The sequence below is a fragment of the Actinoplanes auranticolor genome (assembly GCF_018332655.1).
GTDB classification, from domain to species: domain Bacteria; phylum Actinomycetota; class Actinomycetes; order Mycobacteriales; family Micromonosporaceae; genus Actinoplanes; species Actinoplanes auranticolor.
Window position 1 is genome coordinate 220,257 of sequence record NZ_BOQL01000042.1, and the last position, 23,054, is coordinate 243,310.

The window sequence follows — 23,054 nt, forward strand, 5'->3', positions numbered from 1 at the left end:
ACCGGGCCGATCGGGTCAAGCCCGCCGGTCAAGCCGGCGCCGCGACGGCCGGTCAAGCCGGCGCCAGGACAGCCGATCAAGTCGGCACCAGGTCGGTCATGCCGGCGCCGGGACCGTCGCCGGGACGGTCGAGATCAGGTCGGCCAGCACCTGTCCGGCCAGCGTGCGCGGGTCCGGCGGCGTCGGATAGCGGGCCGCGATCTCCCGCTGCAGAGTCTCCAGCCGCACCGGCAGCCCGCCCAGGAAGTCGTCCAGCCCCCGCTGCACCTGGCTCTTCACCAGCGGCCCCAGCAGACCCACCACCGGCCGCAGCCACCCCACCCCGCGCACACTCGCCCGGGTGGTCACCGTCCAGCGGCCCGGCGCGGCCGGGGCCACCGCCAGCTCCCCGGTGGCCAGCCCCCGCGGGTGGGTCACCGTCGCGACCAGCTGCGGCTCCTCGTTCCCGTACGGCGGCAGCCGGCTCAGATCAACCGACATCCGCACGCTCACCACGCCACTGAGCAGCCCTCGGGCGCCGAGCCAGCCGGGCACCTCGAGCAGCATGCCGACCGGCCCCGGGGACAGCTCGACCCGCGCCCGGGTGTCCGTGCCGGTGTGGTGCACCGTGAAGCACGTCCGTTCCCGCTCGTCGGCTTCGAGCGTGATCGCGTACGTGTGCCAGGTCGTCGTCATCCGACCGGTGGCCCGGGCCGCCGCGATCCGCCCGCGCTCCCACTCGGTCGCGGCCATCGCGTCGGCGTGCACCAGCCGGGCCGCGACCGCCGCCTCCTCGGCCGTCGGCGCCGGCGCCTGGTCCTCGCGCAGCACCAACCGGTAGGCCACTCCCGGGTACGGATGCCGGCCGTCGACGACCTGGAGCCCGGCGTGCGCCCGCTCGGTGACCGGATGCCGGACCACACCGTCCACGAAGGTCAGCGCACGCCACCCGGCCAGTAGTTCCGGCAGGGCCGCGAGAAAAGGTCGCGCATCGATCGCCGCGACTTCCGTTCGACCGCCGAGGCGCACCATGTCCGGATCGTAGACCGGGCGTATCCCGGTCGCGCCGCACGGATCCACCCGGTTACCGTCGGGCATGCGCTCTTCTGCGGAGTACGACCACCTCGTCGGCGAGGCCGCCGGGGTGTCGATCACCGGGTGGGAGTTCGCTTGGCTCGACGGCCGCGCGGTCGGCTCCGATCCGTCCTGGTCCTATCCCGAGCTGGCCCGTCCCCTGCTGCGGCACGCGAGCAGCCTGCTGGATCTCGACACCGGCGGTGGTGAGCTGCTGGTGGAGCTGACACCGCTGCCCGGGCACACGGTCGCGGTGGAGAGCTGGGCACCGAACGTGCCGGTGGCGCGGGACCGGCTCACGCCGTTCGGGGTGTCGGTGGTCACCGAGCTGCCGGGCGGGGAGAACGAGTTCGACGTGGTGCTGAGCCGGCACGGCCGGTTGCCCGCCGAGGACATCGCCCGCCTGCTCCGGCCGGGCGGGACGTTGCTAAGCCAGCAGGTCGGCAGCGATGACCTGCGGGATCTGAACGCCGAGCTGGGCGCGCCGCCGCCGTACGCGACGAGCTGGACGGCGACGCATGCGGTCGCGGCCCTGGAGGCGGCCGGCCTGATCGTGACGGACGTCCGTGAGGAACGTCCGGCGCTGACCTTCCACGACATCGGCGCGCTGGTCTATCAGCTGCGCGCGGTGCCGTGGCAGATCCGGGATTTCACTCCCCAGCGGTACGAGCGCGCGCTGCGCCGGATAGACGCTCGCATCCGCACCCACGGCCACTTCACCGCCGCCGCGCACCGGTTCCTGGTGCAGGCGACCCGCCCCTGAACAATCCGTGAAAGTGGCGCAGCCCACCTATCCCGACTGATCCGTTGTGGGTAGTGTCCGGATGGATTGGCTACTCCGGGGAGGGGCATGGCTACCTTCAGTGGTGACGACTCGATAACCGAGGGCGTCCTGCGGCATCTGGCCCAGGCCGCCGATCACATCTCCGGCATCTGCTTCAAGACCGGCCCACCCCGGCGCATCGGCGTCGAACTGGAATGGACCGTTCATCGCTCGGACGCCCCGGCGGCCTACCTGCAAGCCGCGGAGCTCCGCACAGCCCTAGGCACCCACGCACCACCCGCACTCGGCAATCCCCACCCCGGCGCACTTCTGCCCGGCGGTGGCGCGGTGACCGTCGAGCCCGGCGGCCAGCTCGAGATCTCCTCGGCACCGGCCGGCTCCCTCACCGAGTTGTACGAATCCCTCAGCGCCGACCAGGCGCACCTCTCCGCCCTGCTGGCCCGCTCGGGCCTGGTCCTGGGCGACACCGGCCTGGATCCGTGGCGGGCGCCCCGGCGGATGCTGCAGACCCCGCGGTACGCCGCCATGCAGCGCAGCTTCGACGCCCGCGGCCGGCACGGCCGGACCATGATGTGCAGCACCGCCGGCCTGCAGATCTGTCTCGACGCCGGCACCGAACGGCAACTACCGCACCGCTGGGGAGCCCTGCACGAGGCGGGCCCGGCGTTGCTGGCCGCGTTCGCCACCTCGGGCCGACACGCGGGCCGCGACACCGGCTGGGCCTCGGCCCGGATGGCCGCCTGGTACGGCATCGACCCGCGCCGCACCCGGCCGGTCAGCACCCCGGGCGACCTGGCCACCGGCTGGGCCGACTACGCCCTCGCGGCACCGCTGCTGTGCATCCGGCGCGGTGAGCAGTCGTGGGACGTGCCGGCCCGGGTGACCTTCGCCGACTGGATCGACGGCGCGCTGCCCGGCCCGCCCCGGGTGGACGACCTCGACTACCACCTCAGCACGCTGTTCCCGCCGGTCCGGCCGCGCGGTTACCTCGAGGTCCGCTACTTCGACGCCCAGCCCGGCACGGAGTGGATCGCCCCGGCCGCGGTCGTGGCGGCCCTGCTCGCCGACGACACCACCACCGACGCGGCCCGCGCGGCCGCCGCCGCCACCGCCGGCCAGTGGGTGAACGCCGCCCGCGCCGGCCTGACCGACCCCGCGATCCGGCGCACCGCCACCGACCTGCTGGATCTGGCCTGCCGCACCCTCGACAGCACCGGCCTGCCTCCCGCGGTGCGGGACGTGGTCACCGACATCGTCGACCGGCGCCTGCACCGCGCCGGCACCCGGAAGGACGCGCACCGATGACTCAGGACCTGCGACTCACCGTCGCCGCCGAGCTGGAGCGCGCCCGCGCCCGCACGGCCCTGCTGACCGACGCCGTGGACGACGCCGATCTCGTCCGGCAGCACTCACCGATCATGTCGCCGCTGGTCTGGGACCTGGCCCACGTCGGCAACCAGGAGGAGCTCTGGCTGGTCCGCGACGTCGGCGGCCGCGAGCCGGTACGCCGCGACATCGACGAGCTCTACGACGCGTTCAAGCATCCGCGCAGCGACCGGCCGGCACTGCCGCTGCTTCCTCCGGCCGAGGCCCGCGCCTACGTCGCCCAGGTGCGCGACAAGGCCCTCGACGTGCTGGACCGGGCCCGGCTGGACCAGAGCCGGCCGTTGCTCGCCGACGGGTTCGCGTTCGGCATGATCGTGCAGCACGAGCAGCAGCACGACGAGACGATGCTGGCCACCCATCAGCTGCGGACCGGCGCGCCGGTGCTGACCGCGGATCCGCCGCCACCGGCCCGGGTGCCCGTCTCCGGCGAGGTGCTGATCCCGGGCGGACCGTTCGCCATGGGCACCGATACCGAGCCTTGGGCGCTGGACAACGAAAGACCCGCGCACACCGTGGACGTGCCGGCCTTCTTCATCGACGCGGCCCCGGTGACCAACGGCCGCTACGCGGAGTTCATCGACGCCGGCGGCTACGACGATCCGCGCTGGTGGAGTGAGCGGGGCTGGGCGCACCGGCAGACGGCCGGGCTGACCGCGCCGCTGCACTGGCAGCGTGACGGGGACGGCTGGGCGGCCACGGCGTTCGGGCGTACCGAGCGGATCCGGCCGGACGAGCCGGTGGTGCACGTGTGCTTCTTCGAGGCCGAGGCGTACGCGGCGTGGGCCGGGCGCCGGCTGCCCACCGAGGCGGAGTGGGAGAAGGCGGCCCGCTTCGACCCGGCGACCGGCCGGTCCCGGCGGTTCCCGTGGGGTGACGAGGCTCCGGAGGCCCGGCACGCCAACCTCGGCCAGCGCCACCTGTCGCCGGCTCCCGTCGGCGCCTATCCGGACGGTGCCTCGCCGCTGGGCGTGCACCAGCTCATCGGCGACGTGTGGGAGTGGACCAGTTCCGGCTTCCACCCGTACCCGGGCTTCGCCGTGTTCCCGTACGAGGAGTATTCGCAGGTCTTCTTCGGCGGTGACTACAAGGTGCTGCGCGGTGGCTCGTTCGGCACCGACCGGGCCGCCTGCCGGGGCACCTTCCGCAACTGGGACCACCCGGTCCGGCGGCAGATCTTCAGCGGCTTCCGCTGCGCCCGCGATGCCGGGCCCGGCGCCCCCTGATGTGCCGGCACCTGGCCTATCTCGGATCACCCGTACCGCTGGCGGACCTGCTGTTCGAGGCGCCGCACGCTCTGGCCCGGCAGGCGTGGGCGCCGCAGGACATGCGCGGCGGCGGCACCATCAACGCCGACGGCTTCGGCGTGGCCTGGTATCCCGGCGACGGCACCGATCCGGTGCGCTACCGCAGCGCGGCCCCGCTCTGGTCGGACGCCGCGCTGCCGGCGCTCGCCGCGCACACCGTGGCGGGCGGCGTGCTGGCCGCGGTCCGGTCGGCCACGGTCGGCATGCCGGTCGTCGAGACCGCGGCGGCACCGTTCGCCGAAGGGCCGTGGCTCTTCAGCCACAACGGGGTCGTCCGCGGCTGGCCCGACTCGGTGGCCGGGCCGGCCGCCCGGCTGCCGGTGCGCGACCTGCTCACCCTCGACGCCCCGACCGACGCGGCGCTGCTCTGGGCGCTGGTCCGCGACCGGCTGCGGTCCGGGGTGCCGGCCGCGCGGGCGGTGGCCGACACGGTCGTCGAGGTCTCGGCGGCCGCACCCGGCTCCCGCCTCAACCTGCTGCTGACCGACGGGCGGCAGATCATCGCCAGCACGGCCGGCCACGCCCTGTCCGTGCGCACCGACCGCACGTCCGTGCTGGTCAGTTCCGAACCCCTCGATCCCGGTCCGGCCTGGCGAGCCGTGCCGGACGGCAGTCTGCTCGTCGCCACCCCGTCCGGTCTGGACATCACCGTCTTAGGGAGATCATGAGCGCGCTGGAGATCCATCTCGACGATCAGGACCTCGACCGTACGCTGCGCAGCGACGTGGCCGCCGGGCTGACCGCGACCCCGAAGTGGCTGCCCCCGAAATGGTTCTACGACGCCCGGGGCAGCGAGCTGTTCGAGGACATCACCCGGCTGCCCGAGTACTACCCGACCCGTACCGAACGCGCGATCCTCACCGGGCACGCCGCCGCCATCGCCCGCATCACCGAGGCCAAGACCCTGGTCGAGCTGGGCTCCGGTTCCTCGGAGAAGACCGTGCTGCTGCTCGACGCGCTGCTCGCGCACGGCACGCTGGGCGCCTTCGTCCCGCTCGACGTGTCGGCGTCCGCGCTGGCCGAGGCGGTCGACCGGCTCGCCGTGCGCTACCCCGGGCTGGCGGTCCGCGGCGTCGTCGGCGACCTGACCCGGCACCTGGCGCACATCCCGGACGGGGACAACCGGATGGTGGCGTTCCTCGGCGGCACCATCGGCAACCTGGTCCCGGCCGAACGCGCCGAGTTCCTGTCCCGGCTGCGGGCCGTGCTGCAACCCGGCGAGTGGCTGCTGCTCGGCACCGACCTGGTCAAGGACCCGGCGGTCGTGGTGCCGGCGTACGACGACGCGGCCGGGGTCACCGCCGAGTTCAACCGCAACGTGCTCCGGGTGGTCAACCACCGGCTCGGCGCCGACTTCGACGTGGACGCGTTCGCCCACGTCGCGCTCTGGAACGCAGAGCAGGAGTGGGTCGAGATGCGGCTGCGGGCGGGCTCGGCCCAGCGCGTGCACATCCGCGACCTGGACCTGACCGTGGAGTTCGCCGCCGGGGAGGAACTGCGTACCGAGATCTCGGCGAAGTTCCGCCGGGACGGGCTGTCCGCCGAGCTGGCGGCGGCGGGCTTCGCGCTGCGGCACTTCTGGACCGATCCGGCGGACCTCTTCGCGGTGTCCCTGATCCAGGCGGCCTGACCGAGCGGGCCTAGTCCAGGACGGCGCCGCACGTCATGTTGAGGGCGGCGCCGGTGAGCGTGCGGGCCCAGTCCGAGGCGGCGAAGACCGCCACGTGCCCGACGTCGGTGAGGGTCGCCGTGCGGCCGAGCAGAGTCTGCCCCGTCAGCTCCGCCTCGATCGCCGCGCGGCCCTCGAAGGCCGCCGGGATCGCCTCCGGCACGCCGCCGGTCTGCAGGGTGAGCACCCGGATCCCGTACGGGCCCAGCTCGGTGGCGAGCTGCCGGCGCATCGCCTCGATCGCCTCGAAGCCGGTGACCAGGCCGCCGAGCAGGTACCGGCCCGCGGCGGTGCGGTCGCCGGAGCCACCGAAGGTCAAGATCACCCCGGAGCGCCGGGGCTTCATGTGCCGGGCGGCGGCCCGGGCGGTCAGGAACTTCGAGCGTACGGAGGTGACGACCGGGCTCAGGTAGTCCTCGACCGGCATGTCGACCATGGCCGTGCCCTGCACGTCGCTGTCGGCGATCACGTTGACCGAGATGTCGAGGCCGCCGGTGGCCGCGGCCACCTCGTCGGCGTGCGCGTCCACCGCACCCTCGTCCAGGGCGTCGACCTCGGCGATCTCCGCACCGATCGGTCCGGCCACCGCGGCGAGCGTGGCCCGGGTCCGGCCGGCCAGGAAGACCCGGGCGCCCTGGGCCGCGTACGCCCGGGCGATCGCGCCACCGATGGATCCGCCGCCCCCGTAGATGATGGCCGTTCTGCCGTCGAGCATCATGTGCCGTCTCCTTCTCTCTCCCCTCTACAACCCGGGCGGGGCCGGAAACTCATCGGGCAGATCGAATTCGCGGTGCAGCCCGTCGGTGAGGAACGAGACCACCTCGGCGATCCCGCGCCCGTCGAGCCGCAGCACGTCGAGCCCGGCCCAGACGTACGCCTGCCGCTTCTCGTCCCACAGGTAGGTGCCGAACGCGAGCTGGCCGTTCGCGGACGCGGGCCGGAACAGCCACCGGTGGCGCAGCGGGCCGGCCAGCAGGAAGTCGCGGATGGCGGCCCGACCGCGGTACCACTCGGGCAGCGGCGGCATCGAGTACGTGGCGTCGTCGGTCAGCAGGGCCACGATCGTGTCGACGTCCGCGGCTTGCCACGCGGCCGCGTACCGGTCGGCCAGGTCTTGGCGGGCGGCCCCGGCCGCGACCGGATCACCCGGCGCGGGCCGCCGCTCGGCCAGGGCGGCGCGGGCGCGCTGCAGGCTGCTGTTGACCGCCGCCACGGTGGTGTCGAGCTGGGCCGCAACCTCGGCGGCGGAGAAGCCGAGCACCTCGCGCAGCAGCAACGCGGCCCGCTGCGGCCCGGAGAGGTGCTGCAACGCGGCGACGAACGCCAGCCTGATGCTCTCGCGCTGCTCGGCGGTCGCCTCCGGGCCGAGCCGCCGGTCCGGGTACGGCTCGAGCCACGCAACCTCGGTGAGCGGCGCACCCGGGCCGAGGTCGGCGGGCAGCTCGCGCCGGGCCCGCTGCTCGATCAGCGTGAGACAACGGTTGGTGGCGATCCGGTAGAGCCACGGCCGCAGGGCGCCGGCCCGGAACGTGGCCAGCCCGCGCCACGCCCGCACCAGCGACTCCTGCAGGGCGTCCTCGGCGTCGCGCAGCGAGCCGAGCATCCGGTAGCAGTGCGCGAGCAGCTCGGCGCGGTGGCCGCCGACGAGTCTGCCGAAGGCGTCGGCGTCGCCCGAGCGGGCGGCCGCGAGCAGGGCCGTCTGATCCATCCGGCCATGGAACCAGAGCACAACGAGCGGACCGCCACCCGAGTGGCGCCGAAAGAGGCCAGATCTTTTTGGTTCTTTCACCGATCGACGCCGGCGGAAGCCGGCCGCCAAACTGGACCGGTGTCGGAATCCTCATGGTACGACCCCCCGCCCGTCCGGCCGCGCCACCACGTCCGGCGGCGCGACAAGGTGGAGCTGGCCATCGCCGTCCTGCTGCTCACCAGCCTGCTCGGTCTGCTCGCCGTCGGCGTTGCCTGCGACCGGCCGGGTTCCGCCCGGCCGGCCCCGAGCCCCTCACCCTGAGCCCGGCCCGGGGTGACCGGCGCGCAACTATGGTGACGGCATGTCGCGAGTCTTCGGTGAGGTCGCCGCCCTGTACGACGAGGTTCGTCCCGGCTATCCGGACGAGCTGCTCGAGGCCCTGACGGCCTATCACGGCGGCGTCCCCGCCTCGGTCGCGGATCTGGGTGCCGGCACGGGCAAGGGCACCGAGCTGCTGCTCCGGCTGGGCGTACCGGTGACGGCGGTCGAGCCGGACGCGCGGATGGCGGAGATCCTGGCGCGGAAGTTCCCCGCCGCCGAGGTGGTCAACACGGCCTTCGAGCAATGGTCGCCGCCGCCGGGCGGGGTCGGCCTGATCGGCAGCGCGACGGCCTGGCACTGGATGGACCCGGCGACCCGCTGCCGCCGCGTGCACGAGGCCCTGGTGCCGCGCGGCACGCTGGCGATCTTCCACAACCGCCACGGGTACGCGGAACCGCCGCAGCAGCAGGTCATCGACGGCATCATGCAAGCCGTCGACCCGGCTCAGACCGTCGACGACCGCCCGGTGGACTGGGCGCGGGCCGACCTCGAGCACAGTGGCCTGTTCACCGGCACCGAGGTGCACGAGTGGCACCGGCACCCGGTGTTCAGCAAGGCGGAGTACCTGAGTCTGGTGCGGACGTTCTCCACGTACCGGCAGCACTCGCCCGAGGATCAGCAGCTCGTCATGACGAACCTGGGCGCGGCGATCGACAGCTGGGGCGGGACCCTGCGGATGGACATCCACACGGTCCTCGTCCTCGGCCGGGCCACCACGTGATCCCGCCCCGTCGGCCGATCGGTGCTCAGCGGGCCGGCAGCCACTCCTGCCAGGTGGCCCGGTTCGCGTCCAGCCAGCGCTTCGCCGCGTCGTCGCGGGACAGCTTCCGGACGGTGATGTCCCGGGCGACCTCGTTCTGGTCGTCGTTGGTCCACCGGAAGTTCTTGATCAGGTCGGCCGCCGGGCTGCCCGAGTCGACGAAGGCCTTGCGGGCGATCTTGTCGAGGTCGTACGGCTGGTAGTCGCAGGCCACCGTCTTGGGGTCGGCGTCACAGCCGGGCTTGTAGATCGGCAGCGGGATGTGCACCAGCTTGATCTCCGACAGCAGCCACTGCGGGGTGTAGAAGTAGCCGATCAGCGGTTTCTTCTGCTTCTCGGCCCGCTGGAACTCGGCGATGAGCGCGTCCTCGCTGCCCGCGTAGACCACCGTGAAGTCCAGCTTCAGGTTCTTGATCAGCGCGGCGTCGTTGGTGACGAACGACGGGTCACCACCGAGCAGCTGACCCTTGCCGTCCGACTTGCTGGTCTTGAACTCGTCGGCGTACTTGTTGAGGTTCTTCCACTTCGTGATGTCCGGGTACTCCTTGGCCATCCACGGTGGCACGTACCAGCCGATGACGCCCTTGTTGCCGGTGAGGCCCTGCTCGACCGCGACCTTCTTGTCGTCGATGTAGGTCTTCTTGAGGTCGTCGTGACCCCAGTTCTCCAGGATGGCGTCGACCTCACCGCTGGCCAGGCCCTCCCACGAGGCGTCCTCGGTGAGGTCCTTCTCCACCACCGTGCAGCCCAGCTCCTGCTTGAGCAGGTAGCTCACCACCGCGACGTTGGCGGCGTAGCCGACCCAGGGGTTCACCGCGATCGACACGGTGCCGCAGGGGGTGCGCTCGACCCCGGGCGGGGCGACGATCGCCTCGGACGAGTTACCGCAGGCGGTCAGGGCCAGCACGCTCACCAGGGCGGCCGCGGTGCGTGCACGCATCGTTCTCCGTTTCACAGTCATCAGCGGCCTCACCACGTCGGCACCGGCCGTTCCCGGCTCAGCCGCTTGGCCAGGACCTCCTCGGTCAGCGCGACCAGGATGTGCTTCACCGACTCCCGGTAGCGCGCGTCGCACTCCAGCACCGGCACGCTCGGGTCGATGCCCAGCGCGTCGCGGACCTCCTCGAGGTCGAAACGCTGCGACTGGTCGAAGGTGTTGACCCCGATCAGGAACGGGATCTCGTGCTCCTCGAAGTAGTCGATCGCCGGGAAGCAGTCCTCGATGCGCCGGGTGTCCAGCAGCACGATCGCCCCCAGCGCGCCGTCGACCAGGTCGTCCCAGAGGAAGGCGAACCGGTCCTGTCCGGGCGTACCGAACAGATAGAGCAGCAGGGCGTCGTCGAGGGTGATACGGCCGAAGTCCAGGGCCACGGTGGTGGTGGTCTTGCCCGACACCGCGGAGGTGTCGTCGATGCCGATCGACCGCTCGGTCATCTCGGCCTCGGTGACCAGCGGCTCGATCTCCGAGATGGCACCGACGAAGGTGGTCTTGCCGACGCCGAAGCCGCCACTGATGACGATCTTGACCGCCACCGGCGGCAGCGGCGCCGGCTCACTAGAGCGCCCGAACACGATCCCTGATCCTCTCGATCAATGCGATGGGGAGCTCCCCGAGCTGCTCCTCGATCCGCAGGTAGCCGTCCGTCACCAGGTCGGCGACGATCACCCGGACCACGCCGAGCGGCACCCGCAGGGCCACCGAGAGGTCCGCGATGGACATCGGCGCCTGACACAACTCGACGATGCGCCGCGACTCGAAGCGCAGCGGCGCCGACAGCGCGGCCGGGGCCGCGTGCAGCAACGTCTCGATCCGCAGTCCGTCATGCAGCGGGCGGGTGCGCCCGCCGGTCAGCATGAAGGGCCGGACCACCAGGTCGTCGCCCGGTTCCGCGGCCGCGTGGGCCGGCGCGGGCGGGGGCTCCCGCCGCGAGGGCACGACCGGCTCCGCGTACGGGATCATGCGAGGGTCCGGCCCCCACTCCCCCCGGTGGCTCATCGGGGTAGGTACTGCCGGGACTCGGAGATCAGCGCCGGCGTGAGCAGAGCGCCGAACCTCTCCGCCAACAGGGACATCTCGTAGCCGACGAGACCCACGTCGCTGTCGCCGCCCGCGACGACACCCAGGCAGCTGCCGCCGGCGATGACCGACACCAGCAGGAAGCCCCGCCGCATCTCGATCATGATGAGCTTGAGACCGTCGAAGTCGTAGCGCCGCGAGGCGCTGCGCGCGACGCTGGCCAGGCTGGACACGATCGCCGCCAGGTGGTCGGCCTCGGCCCGGCCCAGCCCGTCGGAGCTGGCGATCAGCAGGCCGTCGGAGGACACCGCGACCGCGTCGCGGACCCCGTCGGTCTGGTGCACGAAGTTGCCCAGCAGCCAGTTGAACTGGTGCCGGTCGGCAGACGTGTCAACGCTCATGGGAACTTCTTTCGGCCTCGTCGCGGGGTTGGGGAGGGGCGGCGGTCATGGTCGGTCGGTGGCGTCGTTGCTGCCGCGCTGCATGCCGCTGCGGAAGGCGGTGAGCCGGGCGCGCACCTCGTCCGGCGAGTCGCTGACGGGAGCGGGTCGCTCGGCCGTCCTGGTGGGAACCGCGCCGGCGGGCTGGGCCGGTGCCGACTTGCGGGCCTTCGGCGCTCGCTTCTTCAAGCCGTTCGGGGTGCGGTCGGCCTGGTCCGGCGGGGGCCCGAAGGAGTACATGTCCATGCCGAGCGTCGAGGCGGTCATCGCCTCTTCGTAGCGCGCGGTCGGCGAGCCCGCCGCGGCCGGCTGCTGCTGCTCGGCGGGAGACGGCGGCTGCCGCCGTACGGCCGGGCTGCCGGGGACGGTGACGTACTCGATCTTGCCGGGCCGGATCCGGCCGTCCGTCGCGGGCGGCGGCGGCGGCGCGGCCGGCGGCAGGGTGAGGACCTGGGTCGCCGCCGGGTCCGACGCCTCCAGCGCCCGCGGCGTTTCCAGCGGCCGGCGTTCCTCGGAGGCCAGCCTGGGCTGCGGTGCCGGGGCACTGACGGCCTGGACACCGGCCACGATGGACGGCGGCAGCACGATGCGCGCGGTCACCCCGGTCACCGGGGACGGCGCCAGCTGCACGTCGATGTCCATGTCGGTGGCGAGCCGGCCGACCACGTAGTGGCCCAGGAACCGGGTCGGCGCGGTGATGAAGTCGCCCTCGCCGCGCAGCCGCTGGTTGGCCAGTTCCAGGTCGGCCCGGCTCATGCCGATGCCCTGGTCGGTGATGGCGATCAGGTAGCTGTCGCCGATCCGCCGTCCCTGGATCTCCACGTCGGCGTCCGGCGGGGAGAAGGCGAGCCCGTTCTCGACCAGCTCGGCGAGCATGTGCGCGACACCGCTGACGACCGCGCCGGCCACGAGCGCGTCGTCGACGCGGCGCAGGGCGACCCGGCGGTACTCCTCGACCTCGGAGACGGCGGCCCGGATGACGTCGGCGATGGGCAGCGGCTCGGACCACTGCCGCGGGCTGGCCGCGCCGACCAGCACCAGCAGGCTCTCGGCGTTACGGCGCATGCGGGTGGCCAGGTGGTCGAGCTCGAAGAGGTTGGCCAGCCCGGTCGGGTCGGACTCCTCGCGTTCCAGGCTGGTGATGAAGCCCAGCTGGCGGCGCAGCAGGTTCTGGTTGCGGCGGCCGAGGTTGGCCAGCGACTCGGTGGTGCTGCGCCGCAGCATCGCCTGCTCGGTCGCCAGCGAGTACGCGGTGGCCTGCACCCGGTCCAGCGCATCGGCGACCAGCCGGACCTCGTCACTGGCGCCCGCGGGCACGGCGACGGTCAGCGGCGGCACGTCGTCGTCACCGGAGGTCGCCTTGCGGACCGCCTCGGGCAGCCGCTCACCGGCCAGCCGGTTGGCCTCGTCGGCCAGGGTGGCCAGCGGGGCGGCGATCGAGCGCGATGCGACCGTGGCCAGGTACACCGAGCCGATGAAGCAGATGATCACGGCACCGAGCAGCAGGCCCATCCGCTGCGTGGCCTCGTCCTGCAGCGTGGCCGCCCGGGCCCGGATGACCGAGCCGACGTGCTGCTGCAACTGGAGCATGTCGTCCAGCACGGTGGTCTGCGAGGACCACCAGGACTGGGGATTCACCTGCAGGTTGCGGCCGTCGCCGGCGTTGAGCGCCACCTGCTCGAAGTAGGCGGCGGTCTGCGCGGCGCCGGTGCTGAGCACGTAGTCCTTGGCTCTGCGCTGGGTGTCGTCGGCGTAGCGGGTGAACGAGGCGAGCGCCGCGTCCTTGGCCGAGCGCATGGTGACGAACTGCAGGAACTCGCCGCGGTTGAAGCCGCTGGCCGAGAACACGCCGTTGAGGAACGCCCGCTCCTGCGCGGTGCTCTCCTTGGCATCGCCGAGGGCCTCCAGCGCGGAGACCCCGCGGCGCAGGGCCGGGTCGGCGGAGCTGTCCAGGCCGTAGTCGACGTTGCTCAGCTCGGCGATGCGCCCGGTGTAGAAGGTGAAGGTCGGGGCGCGGTCGGCGGCTCCGGCGTCGGTGCCGGCGCGGACACCGGCGAGGCCGTCGAGCCCGCGGACGGCGGTGGCGACCCGGTCCTGGGCGACGCCGCCGGAGGAGATCAGATCCTCCACCTCGGCCCGCTGGTCGTCGACGCGCTTGCGGGCCGGGGCCAGCTCGGCGCGGAAGCCGACGTTGCCACCGAGCAGACCGGCGGTGAGACCACGCTCGGTCTGTAGTTCCTGCACGAGGTCCTGCACGGCGAGGACGAGGGTGACGGCGCGCGCGGAGGCGGCGGCCGTGCGGTAGTTGTCGACCTCGGTGACGGTGATGACGCCCAGCAGCACGAGGACCGCGACGACGGGCAGGGTCAGCGTCCGGACGACGCGGCGGCGGATCGTGCCGCCGGAGCGGGCCGGCTGAGCGGCCGGGACGCCGGTGACTGCCTCGCTCGCGGGCGCGACGACATCGGCATCGTGGTGTGCCTGGCGCGGACGGGGAATCTTCATCGGAGAACCGTCCCAGGAGCAACGCGGCCGGCAGTGAGGTCTACGACCGGACGACTCCGTGCGGACACGCGATATCTCCTTCGTCGGGTGGCGGCGGTCTCTCTCGGCCGCGGATTTGGGGGAACCGTAGCGATGAGCTGAGTCGTAAGTCCACTATGTACGGCTGATGACGGCGAAATTCCCGGATATGTACGGGGCGCAAGATCAGCTCGCGGTCCGGTGGGTAGATCGGATCATTGATGAAGGGCATCAGGGTCCTGCCGGAAGGTTGCAATCAGATTTCGATCACGAAGCAAAGCGACGTCGTCACTCCGGCGGGGGCCCATCGGGGGTCGCGAGTGAGCACAGCACAACACTCACGGCCCCCGTCGGACACTGCGTCTGTCAGCTGGTCGCCGGAATCCACGGCTTCCAGGTGGCCTCGTGCTCGTTGACCCATTTCTCGCCGGCGGCTTCGGCGGTCATGCCCTGATTGGTGATGTAGTCCGAGACCAGGTTCTGGTCCTCATTGGTCCACTTGAAGTTCTTGATGAGCTGGAACGCGGGGCTGTTGGCGTCGGCGAACTTCTTGCTCACGATCTTGTCCAGGATGTAGTCCGGGTAGTCACAGGCGACCTTCTTCGGGTCGGCGTCACAACCGGCGGTGTACGCGGGCAGCTTCACCCGGGCGTACTTCTCCTTGGCGAACAGCCACTGCGGCTCGTAGAAGTAGAACAGCAGCGGCTTCTTCTGCGCCGTCGCCTGCTGTGCGGCCTTGATGATGGCGGCCTCACTGCCGGAGTAGACGACCTTGTAGTTCAGCTTCAGATTCGCCACAAGGGCTACGTCATTGGTGACGAAGGACGGGTCGCCCGCGAGGAACTGACCTTTGTCACCGGATTCGGAGGTCTTGAACAGGTTCGCGTACTTGTTCAGGTTCGCGCCGTCGGTGATGTCCGGGTACTTCTCCACCATCCACTGCGGCACGTACCAGCCGATCACGCCTTTGTTACCGGTCGGCCCGAGGTCGACGGCGACCTTCTTGTCGGTGATGTAGGTCTTCTTCAGATCGTCGTGGCCCCAGTTCTCCACGATCGCGTCGACCTCGCCGGTCTCGAAGCCCTGCCAGGCGATCTCTTCCTTGAGGTTCTTCTTGTCCACGGTGTAACCGAGCTTGGACTCCAGCAGATGGCCGAGCACAGCCGCATTCGCCTCGTAACCCACCCACGGGTTGATGGCGAGCTTGACCGTGCCCTTCGAACCCGCCGCCGGCGCGTCCGAGGAACCGGCGTCCGACTTCGCGCCGCCACAACCGGCCACAGCCATGCTCAATGCCGCGGCGACCGCGGTGAGCTGGATCCATTTCACGTGTCTCATCGAGATTTCCTTCCGGATGGTGCTTGCCGCCGGACGGCGGCAGAGGGGAGAACACAAATCAGGTCGCCGGCCGGCGCAGGCGGTTGTCGTCGGCGCGCCGGCCCGCGCCCTGGGTGAGCCGGTCGAGCAGGACGCCCAGCAGCACGATCGCAAAACCGGCGGCCAGGCCCTTGCCGAAGTCCTCGCGCTGGGCGAACCCGGCGACCACGTCGTAACCCAGGGCGCCGGCCCCGACCAGGCCACCGACCACCACCATCGCGAGGACCATCACGATGCCCTGGTTCGCCGCCAGCAGCAGACCCCGCCGGGCCATCGGCAGCTGCACCTTCCACAGCAGCTGCCGCGGCGTCGACCCCGACGACACGGCCGCCTCGACCACCGTCGCCGGCACGTCGCGCACGCCGCGCTCGACCAGCCGCACCACCGGCGGCACGGCGTAGATCACCGCGGCCACGATGGCCGTGAACCGGCTGGCCCCGAACAAGGCGACCGCGGGCAGCAGGTAGACGAACGACGGCATCGTCTGCGCCGCGTCCAGCACCGGCCGCATGACCAGGGCGAAACGGTCGTGGCGGGCACCGAGTACGCCGAAGACGATGCCGAAGGCCATCGTGGCGACGGTGGCGACCAGGACGGTGGCCAGGGTCTGCATCGCGTGCTGCCACAGCCCCAGGCCGACCAGCCCGGCCACGGCCAGCCCGGCGATCACGGCAGCCCGGGGACCGCTGCTCAGCGCGCCGAAGATCAGCACGACCACCAGGAACAGCCACCACGGCGTCGTGGTCAGCACAGTCTCGATCGGATCGAGCAGCCCGGCGCTGACCACGTTCTTCAGGGCCTCGGTCGCGTCGTACCAGTGGAACTCGACCCACCGCGTCGCCTCGTTGACACCGACGGCGAACGACGCCCGCCAGGCGGCCGGGAACTCCGCGCCCCACGACGACATCCGGCCCAGCACCGTCGCCGCCACGACCGCGACGACGGCCACGACCGGACCGGCCAGCCGCAGCCGGACGGACCGGTGGGTGGTGGGTGCGGCCCGGTGCGCGGCGTGGGTGGTGATCCGGTCGAGCACGACGGCGAGGACGACGATCGCCAGCCCGGCGTCGAAGGCCGCACCCACGTTGACCCGTTCCAGGGCCTGCACGATGGTCTGCCCCAGGCCCGGCGCGTCGATCAGCGCGGTGATCACGACCATCGACAGGGCCATCATGATCGCCTGGTTGACGGCCAGCACGATGGTCGGCCGGGCCAGCGGCAGGCGCACCTTGCCCAGCAGCTGCCAGCGGGTCGAGCCGAGCGCGGTGGCCGCCTCCACGGTGGACTTCGGCACCTCGGTGATGCCCAGCGCGGTGATCCGGATGGCCGGCGGGATGGCGTAGATCAGGGTGGCGATGGTGGCCGCGGGCGAGCCGATCAGGAAGAGCAGCGTCATCGGCGCCAGGTAGGCGAACGTCGGCATGATCTGCATGACGTCGAGCACCGGCCGCAGCACGGCGCCGACTGCGGGCACCCGGGCGGCGAGCACCCCGAGCGGTACGCCGATCAGCACCGCCAGCAGCACAGCGGACAGCGTCAGCACCAACGTGTCGACGCTCTCCTCCCACAGCCCGAGCACGCCGAAGCTGAGGAAACCGGCCACCGCCAGCAACGCGATGCGCCACCCGGCCACCACCGCGGCGAGCGCCCCGGCCGCCGCCACGAGACCGGCCCAGCCGAGCCCGTACAGCGCGCCGTGCACGGTGTCGACCAGCAGGGAGACGCCGAGGCGCAGGTAGTTGAAGCCGTACAGGAACAGCGGGCTGGTGTCCCGGTTGGCGTCGACCCAGTCCCGCACCCCGCTGAAGAACCGGAACGCCCAGGGATTGTCGTCGTCGGCCGGCGCCGAGGTCCGCACGACCAGGTACACGGCCGCGGTGGCCAGGACGAGCAGCAGGATCAGCGTCCGGCGGCCGGGCAGTTTCCGGCGCGGCCCGGGGGCGGCGGGGTCCGGTGCCGGGTCGACCGCCTCCGCCGGAACGGTCACGTCCGTGACGGCGGTGCTCATGCCGGCACCGGCGGGCGGTGCCCGGTCAACGCCGGCAACAGCTGCTCGGCGTCGACGACCCCGATCCGCTCGTCGCCGTCGACGACCGGGATCGGGTGCCGGGCGCGCAGCACCCGCTCGATGGTGTCGCGGATGACCGTCCCGGCCGGCAACGGCTGGTCCTCGAGCACCTCGTCCGGTGCGGCGTCCCGGGTGATCCAGCGCAGGCTCAGCACGTCGGCCCGGGGCACCTCGCGGACGAAGTCGGCCACGTAGTCGTCCGCGGGGGCGCCGACCAGTTCCTCCGGGGTGCCGACCTGCACCAGGGCGCCGTCGCGCATGACCGCGATGCGGTCACCGAGACTCAGCGCCTCGGCCAGGTCGTGGGTGATGAACACCAGCGTCTTGCCGACCTCGGCGTGCAGGCGCCGCACCTCGGCCTGCATGTCCCGGCGGATCAACGGGTCCAGCGCGCTGAACGGCTCGTCGAACAGCAGCACCGCCGGGTCCGTGGCCAGCGCCCGGGCGAGCCCCACCCGCTGCTGCATGCCGCCGGACAACTGATCGGGGTACTGGTGCTCGTGACCGTCGAGGCCCACCAGGGTCAGGACCTCGGCGGCACGGCGGTGCCGTTCGGCCTTACCGACACCCTGGATCTCCAGGCCGTACGCGATGTTGTCGACCACCTGCCGGTGCGGCAGCAGCCCGAAGTGCTGGAACACCATCGCCACGCCGTGCCGGCGCAGCTCGCGCAGGCGCTTGGGGTTCATCGCCCGGACCGCCTCACCGTCGATGTGCACCTCGCCGGAGGTCGGCTCGATCAGCCGGGTCAGGCACCGCACCAGCGTCGACTTGCCGCTGCCGGACAGTCCCATCACGACGAAGACCTCGCCCGGCTCGACCGCGAAGCTGACGTCCCGGACGGCGGCCAGGCAGCCGGTCTGGGCCCGCAGCTCGGCCCGGGGCAGGTCCGCCAGCGGGGTACCGACGACCTTGTCCGCCTTGGGGCCGAAGACTTTCCACAAGTGGTCGACGGCAATGGTGGGCGGCATGGCGGGCCTCGCTGTTCAACTAGAGGATTCGGCGATGAGGTCGGCGGCGCGTTCGCCGATCATCAGCACGGTCACGACCGGGTTGACCGAGGTCATGGTCGGAAAGACGGACGCGTCGGCGATCCGTACGTTGGCCAGGCCGCGCACCCGCAGCTGCGGATCCACGACGGCCGCCGGGTCGTCGGCGGCGCCCATCCGGCACGTCCCGGCCGGGTGGTAGACGGTGTGGTGCGCGGCCCGCCCGTACGCCGAGAGCTCCGCGTCGGTCTGCAGCTCGGGCCCCGGCGCGATCTCCCGGGCGATCCACGACCTGAACGGCTCGGTGGCGGCGACCTGCCGGGCGATCCGCAATCCAGCAATGATGGTCTGCTCGTCGTAGCCGTCCGGGTCGGTGAAGTACCCGAAGTCCAGCGCCGGCTTCACCTGCGGATCGGCACTGGTCAGCCACAGCCGGCCGTGACTGCGCGGCCGGGGGATGTTGGGCGTCATCCCGAAGCCGTGCGCGGGCACGTCGTAGCCGAGCCGCTCGGTGTTGGTGGTGAACGGGATCTGGTAGAGGTGGAACATCAGGTCCGGCCGCGGATCGCCGGCGTCGCGGCGGACGAACAGACCGGCGTCGGAATCCATCGCGGTCTCCGGCGGCACCGGCCGGGCGGCCTCCCAGAGGATCAGCGACTCGGGATGGTCCAGCAGGTGCTCGCCCACCCCCGGCAGATCCAGGGCGACGTCGATGCCGAGCGAGCTGAGCTGGGCGGCCGGACCGATCCCGGAGAGCAGCAGCAGCCGCGGAGTGTCGATCGCCCCCGCCGACAGGACGTACTCGTGCCCGGCGGTCAGCGTGCTGTCGACGCCGTCCCGGTCCCGGACCCGCACGCCGGTGACCCGCCCGCCGTCGGTGTCGAGGTGGTACGCCCAGGTGTCGGTGAGGACGGTCAGATTCGGCCGATCCAGGTACGGATGCAGATAGGCCACCGACGACGAGGACCGCACACCCGTCTCGGGGTAGTAGGCCACCGGAAAGAAACCGGTGCCGTCGGCGAAGGGCTCGGCGTTGAAATCGTCGTGGACCGGCACACCCAGCGCGGTGTGGCAGGAAGCGACGAAAGCCTCGGTCAGCCCGTTGCGGTCCTTCGGCGCGACCGGCTGGATCTGGACGGCCAGCCGCTGCCACAGCGGCAGCATCTCCTCGTACGACCAGCCCTGCGCCCCGGCATCGACCCAGTCACGGAAGTCCTCGGGGGGCGGCAGAAAGCTGATCATCGTGTTGTGCGAGGAACAGCCGCCGAGCACTTTCGCCCGGGAGTGCCGGATGAAGGAGTTGCCGCGGGGCTGCTCGACCGTCGGATAGTCGTAGTCGTACTCCGACTCCAGCAGGCTCAACCAGTTCCGGAGCTGCAGGACCCGGTCGTCGCCGACGTCGGACGGGCCACCCTCGACCAGGCAGACCCGCATCCCCGGGTCGGCGGACAACCGCGACGCCACGACCGCGCCGGCCGTGCCGCCGCCGACAACGACCACGTCGAAAGCCTGTGGTGCCGAGGTCTCCAGTGCCCTGCTCCTGCCGCTCGCTCACAGTGGATCATCGATCCACGGGTATCGACGGCTGAGAAACGGCACAACCGCCGAACCGCCGCCATAGGATTGAGGGGTCGGCCCACAGTGGTCAATGCCGACGCCAGAGTTTTACCAGAGCGCAATGAGTGTTTCGGCCCTTAACAGGCCGGAATCGGGCCCGGTAAACACCCGCTGAGCTGGGCCTGAGCCGAAGTTTGGGGCTGCCCGGCGACCGCGGCCGTAGCCCCGCCGACATTTTTCCTCCGCCGCATCACGACCTGGCGCTGCAGCGTCCGGGGCGCCCGCGCCGCGCCGGTTCACCGGCCGCCGGCCGGACGGCCGCTATCGTTGAGCCGGACCTGCCCGCCGGTGTCCCACCCCGGCCCGCGCAGCGACCTCCCCACCGACAGAAGCGTCCACGTGACACCTCTTTCAGGTGACGCCCCGGTCAATCAGCCTAATCCGTTGGTGAAAAAGCGCCCGGAAACGCACGCCCGGAACGCCTGAGTACCTCTACGGATATTACCGATGCGACCCCTTCCCGGCGGGTTTCCCGCCCAGCCGAGTTGTGATCTACGGCGGCTGCTGATAGCCACAGCAGACTCCCAGGTAAGCCGCATAGCCGCAGGTGAAGGCAATGATGAAGCACCTCGATCTTTCACGTTGCGGTCAGCCGTTGGGATTAGCCCGGACGGCGGGAACGGCCGGTATAGCCGTCTCACATATGACAAACGGAAGCACTATCGCCGCAGCGCACCGAATCCGCCATCTTTGTCGCAGCGCCGGAACGGGTTCGGCGCCACACATACCAACGAGTGCACCGGACGTCGACTCATCCGCGACGTTGCGGAAGTCGCACGACCAGCCGTTCCAGGAGGAACTCCCCATGCGCAAGATCACCAAGCGTTCCGCTGCCATCATCGGCGCCACTGTCGTGGCAATCGGCGGAGGCGCTGCCTGGGCCGCCACGAACGGCTGGGACATCAAGGGCACCGGAACCGCCGAGGGCGACGCCGCGACCATCGTCGAGATGCAGGCATCGGCGGACCTGGGCGCGAAGAAGGTCTACCCGGGTCTCGTCACCACGGTCAACACCGTGGTGAAGAACGCCAACGACTTCCCGGTCAATCTCAACAGCAGCAACTTCACGCCGACCGGCGTTGTGGTCACCGGCACCCCGACCGCTGCGGCCTGTCAGGCAGCCTTGGAAGCGGCGCCGAACACTCTCGTCGCGTCATTTCCCGCCGGAGCCCCGAAGATCGTGGCGAAATCGCCCGGCCAGGGCGTGACCACGAACATCGCGGTCGCCAACACCCTGCCGCAGTCCTGCGCGGGATCGCGCATCAAGGTCACCTACACCTTCACGGGTGTCAGCACGGTCTGACCCACCTCGGTGGGCGGGGCTCCGCGCCCCGCCCACCCGCGGACCCCCATCGAGTTCGACAGGAGCATCGTGGCCAGGCTTCGGACAGTCATCGGGGCGATGATCACCACCGCCCTGGCTGCTTCGATCGCCGGCGGCCCGGCTGAGCCGGCCACCGACACGATCGAGCTGGCCTCCCGCGAACGCGTGCACGACCGACGGTCGGAACCCTTCGCGATCACGGTGAAGGGCCGCCCGATGAAGCACCTGTATCCCGGAATCACGCGGGAGCTGCAGCTGACGCTGCGAAATCCCTACGACTTCGCGTTGAGCGTCAAGTCGCTGCGAGCCGAGGTGGTGTCCTCCTCCAAGCGCGGTTGCAAGCCGGTGCCCGCCAATCTCGTGGCCCAGAGCTACACCGGCAAGCTCCCTCTTCTGATTCCGCCCCGCAGCCGGACCGACGCCAAGACCATTCCGCTCGCCATGCCGCCCGGAGCCGCCCAGGCATGCTCGGGCGCGACCTTCACCATTCAGCTGCGCGGCACGGCAACGAAGGCTCATCGATGAAGCATCTGACCAAACTGTCCTTGGTCGCGGCCACGGCCGCCGCCGTCACCTTCGGGGGCAGCGTCTACGCCTTCGCAGGCTGGATCATCGACACTCCTGCCACCGTGCTCGAGATGACGGTGGCGCAGGTGCCGGCCGGGAACGCCCCGGCCGTCGAGGCGAAGAACAAGAACGCGGAGATCGCCTGGGAGGGCAGCACTGTCGTCGCCGGGGTGCAGGCGGAGAGCTACATCGTCACCCGGTTCGGCTCGGGTGCCCCGGTGGTGGTCTGTGACCATGTCACCACCACCGCCTGCAGGGACAAGAGCGTTCCCCAGGGCACCTGGACGTGGAAGGTGCGGCCCGTCTTCAAGAGCTGGCTCGGTGACTACAGCCCGAACAGCGCCGCACTCACCTTCACCAAGTCGCCACCTACCGCGGCCGAGCTGGTCAGTGCCACCACCCCGGCAGTGCGGGCGACACCGGATGCCCCCTCGACCGCACCGGCCGGCGGACGCGCCGTCGTGACGTCACCGGCGCCGACTGTGTCGGCTACCAAGCCTCCGGCGTCCCCCGCCCCCGAGGCGAAAAAGGAAGATCCACCGCCCTCCACGCAGGAGAGCGCCTCCGCCGAGCCCTCGGCATCACCATCGAGCCCAGCGGAAGACAAGAAGTAGGTCATGAGTTCCCGTGGCCCTCGGCGTCGTTCATGGCGTCGGGGGCTACGTGCGTTCTCCTGCCCTTACCCGGATGGGTTAGGCCCATTCTTCGGCGACCGCGGACGGTTGTCCGATGCCGTACGGCTTCCTTGTGCGAGATGGTGGACCGGCGGATATGAACGGCTTTCCAGGTCCGGCTCCCCGCGGGGACAGTGACGGTTGCCGGTTTGGCGCGCCGCCGTTCCGGTGCTAGCAAGGCATCGCTGCTGACCTGCGGCTTCATCGACTCGTAGGTGAATGTGCACGGTGGGCGGTTTCGCGTTCCGGGGTCCCTCGTGCGGGTTAAGCCGGACAGGTCCTCATGGTTGATTCATGCGCCGGGAACGGCGGACTAATCACCGATCACGGCGCGCCGGTATTTGCGGGAATGTGGTAGTGCACATGCACCGCTCGTACCATCGCAGGAGGATGCTCCGTATGCGCAAGTTCAGCAGACGGTTCGCCGCCGC

General features: G+C 71.2%; 22 protein-coding genes. 10 read left to right on the forward strand and 12 right to left on the reverse strand.

What is annotated here, in order from left to right; all coding sequences use genetic code 11:
• Nucleotides 1-96: 96 nt before the first annotated feature.
• Nucleotides 97-1,077: a hypothetical protein gene (locus Aau02nite_RS26250; protein ID WP_212991214.1), complete on the reverse strand. Its 981-nt coding sequence runs from the start codon at nucleotides 1,075-1,077 to the stop codon at nucleotides 97-99.
• On the opposite strand from Aau02nite_RS26250, the gene Aau02nite_RS26255 reads away from it, so the two are divergent.
• From Aau02nite_RS26255 to egtD, 5 genes are all read left to right on the forward strand, one after another.
• A complete protein-coding gene (locus Aau02nite_RS26255; protein WP_212991215.1) occupies nucleotides 1,076-1,816 on the forward strand; it encodes a class I SAM-dependent methyltransferase in 741 nt (246 codons plus the stop codon). The genes Aau02nite_RS26250 and Aau02nite_RS26255 overlap by 2 nt on opposite strands.
• An 87-nt stretch (nucleotides 1,817-1,903) precedes the next feature.
• Nucleotides 1,904-3,142, forward strand: a complete 1,239-nt coding sequence (gene egtA / locus Aau02nite_RS26260; RefSeq protein WP_212991216.1) for an ergothioneine biosynthesis glutamate--cysteine ligase EgtA — start codon at nucleotides 1,904-1,906, stop codon at nucleotides 3,140-3,142.
• Nucleotides 3,139-4,446: an ergothioneine biosynthesis protein EgtB gene (gene egtB / locus Aau02nite_RS26265; protein ID WP_212991217.1), complete on the forward strand. Its 1,308-nt coding sequence runs from the start codon at nucleotides 3,139-3,141 to the stop codon at nucleotides 4,444-4,446. The genes egtA and egtB overlap by 4 nt, the downstream gene beginning before the upstream one ends.
• The gene (gene egtC, locus Aau02nite_RS26270; protein WP_212991218.1) at nucleotides 4,446-5,195 is read left to right on the forward strand and encodes an ergothioneine biosynthesis protein EgtC; all 750 of its coding nucleotides are present in this window, start codon (nucleotides 4,446-4,448) and stop codon (nucleotides 5,193-5,195) included. Before egtB ends, egtC begins: the two co-directional genes overlap by 1 nt.
• Nucleotides 5,192-6,157: an L-histidine N(alpha)-methyltransferase gene (egtD, locus tag Aau02nite_RS26275; protein ID WP_212991219.1), complete on the forward strand. Its 966-nt coding sequence runs from the start codon at nucleotides 5,192-5,194 to the stop codon at nucleotides 6,155-6,157. The genes egtC and egtD overlap by 4 nt, the downstream gene beginning before the upstream one ends.
• 10 nt (nucleotides 6,158-6,167) lie before the next feature.
• On the opposite strand, the gene Aau02nite_RS26280 is transcribed toward egtD, so the two are convergent.
• Both Aau02nite_RS26280 and Aau02nite_RS26285 read right to left on the reverse strand, forming a co-directional pair.
• Nucleotides 6,168-6,914, reverse strand: coding sequence for an SDR family oxidoreductase (locus Aau02nite_RS26280; protein ID WP_212991220.1), 747 nt, complete (start codon nucleotides 6,912-6,914; stop codon nucleotides 6,168-6,170).
• A 24-nt stretch (nucleotides 6,915-6,938) separates the two neighbouring features.
• On the reverse strand, nucleotides 6,939-7,904 hold the full coding sequence (locus Aau02nite_RS26285) for an RNA polymerase subunit sigma-70 (protein ID WP_212991221.1): 966 nt from the start codon (nucleotides 7,902-7,904) through the stop codon (nucleotides 6,939-6,941).
• A gap of 120 nt (nucleotides 7,905-8,024) precedes the next feature.
• On the opposite strand from Aau02nite_RS26285, the gene Aau02nite_RS26290 reads away from it, so the two are divergent.
• Nucleotides 8,025-8,207 (forward strand): hypothetical protein, encoded by a 183-nt coding sequence (locus tag Aau02nite_RS26290; protein WP_212991222.1) that lies wholly within the window; start codon nucleotides 8,025-8,027, stop codon nucleotides 8,205-8,207.
• 40 nt (nucleotides 8,208-8,247) lie between these two features.
• Nucleotides 8,248-8,988, forward strand: coding sequence for a class I SAM-dependent methyltransferase (locus Aau02nite_RS26295; RefSeq protein ID WP_212991223.1), 741 nt, complete (start codon nucleotides 8,248-8,250; stop codon nucleotides 8,986-8,988).
• Between the two features lie 25 nt (nucleotides 8,989-9,013).
• Here the strand turns inward: Aau02nite_RS26295 and Aau02nite_RS26300 are convergent, their stop codons facing one another.
• From Aau02nite_RS26300 to Aau02nite_RS26340, 9 genes are all read right to left on the reverse strand, one after another.
• A complete protein-coding gene (locus Aau02nite_RS26300; RefSeq protein ID WP_212991224.1) occupies nucleotides 9,014-9,967 on the reverse strand; it encodes an ABC transporter substrate-binding protein in 954 nt (317 codons plus the stop codon).
• 29 nt (nucleotides 9,968-9,996) lie between these two features.
• Nucleotides 9,997-10,602 (reverse strand): GTP-binding protein, encoded by a 606-nt coding sequence (locus tag Aau02nite_RS26305; RefSeq protein ID WP_212991297.1) that lies wholly within the window; start codon nucleotides 10,600-10,602, stop codon nucleotides 9,997-9,999.
• Entirely contained in the window at nucleotides 10,583-10,987 is a 405-nt protein-coding gene (locus Aau02nite_RS26310; RefSeq protein WP_246595443.1) for a DUF742 domain-containing protein, read from the reverse strand. Before Aau02nite_RS26310 ends, Aau02nite_RS26305 begins: the two co-directional genes overlap by 20 nt.
• Before the next feature lie 32 nt (nucleotides 10,988-11,019).
• Nucleotides 11,020-11,445 (reverse strand): roadblock/LC7 domain-containing protein, encoded by a 426-nt coding sequence (locus Aau02nite_RS26315; protein WP_212991226.1) that lies wholly within the window; start codon nucleotides 11,443-11,445, stop codon nucleotides 11,020-11,022.
• 45 nt (nucleotides 11,446-11,490) lie between these two features.
• Nucleotides 11,491-13,989 carry a sensor histidine kinase gene (locus Aau02nite_RS26320; protein WP_212991227.1) on the reverse strand — a complete coding sequence of 833 codons (2,499 nt, stop codon included), beginning with the start codon at nucleotides 13,987-13,989 and terminating at the stop codon, nucleotides 11,491-11,493.
• A 384-nt stretch (nucleotides 13,990-14,373) separates the two neighbouring features.
• Complete coding sequence (locus Aau02nite_RS26325) at nucleotides 14,374-15,345, reverse strand: ABC transporter substrate-binding protein (protein ID WP_212991228.1); 972 nt, start codon at nucleotides 15,343-15,345, stop codon at nucleotides 14,374-14,376.
• A 58-nt stretch (nucleotides 15,346-15,403) separates the two neighbouring features.
• Nucleotides 15,404-17,392, reverse strand: coding sequence for an ABC transporter permease (locus tag Aau02nite_RS26330; protein ID WP_212991229.1), 1,989 nt, complete (start codon nucleotides 17,390-17,392; stop codon nucleotides 15,404-15,406).
• Nucleotides 17,389-18,423: a quaternary amine ABC transporter ATP-binding protein gene (locus Aau02nite_RS26335; RefSeq protein WP_212991230.1), complete on the reverse strand. Its 1,035-nt coding sequence runs from the start codon at nucleotides 18,421-18,423 to the stop codon at nucleotides 17,389-17,391. The genes Aau02nite_RS26330 and Aau02nite_RS26335 overlap by 4 nt, the downstream gene beginning before the upstream one ends.
• A gap of 15 nt (nucleotides 18,424-18,438) precedes the next feature.
• Nucleotides 18,439-19,941, reverse strand: coding sequence for a GMC family oxidoreductase (locus tag Aau02nite_RS26340; protein WP_212991231.1), 1,503 nt, complete (start codon nucleotides 19,939-19,941; stop codon nucleotides 18,439-18,441).
• Between the two features lie 673 nt (nucleotides 19,942-20,614).
• Between Aau02nite_RS26340 and Aau02nite_RS26345 the strand changes: the two genes are divergently transcribed.
• The 3 genes from Aau02nite_RS26345 (at nucleotide 20,615) to Aau02nite_RS26355 (ending at nucleotide 22,563) form a co-directional block, all read left to right on the forward strand.
• Nucleotides 20,615-21,361, forward strand: coding sequence for a hypothetical protein (locus Aau02nite_RS26345; protein WP_212991232.1), 747 nt, complete (start codon nucleotides 20,615-20,617; stop codon nucleotides 21,359-21,361).
• A gap of 99 nt (nucleotides 21,362-21,460) precedes the next feature.
• Nucleotides 21,461-21,907 (forward strand): hypothetical protein, encoded by a 447-nt coding sequence (locus Aau02nite_RS26350; protein ID WP_212991233.1) that lies wholly within the window; start codon nucleotides 21,461-21,463, stop codon nucleotides 21,905-21,907.
• The gene (locus tag Aau02nite_RS26355) at nucleotides 21,904-22,563 is read left to right on the forward strand and encodes a hypothetical protein (RefSeq protein ID WP_212991234.1); all 660 of its coding nucleotides are present in this window, start codon (nucleotides 21,904-21,906) and stop codon (nucleotides 22,561-22,563) included. Before Aau02nite_RS26350 ends, Aau02nite_RS26355 begins: the two co-directional genes overlap by 4 nt.
• The last annotated feature ends 491 nt before the right edge of the window (nucleotides 22,564-23,054 follow it).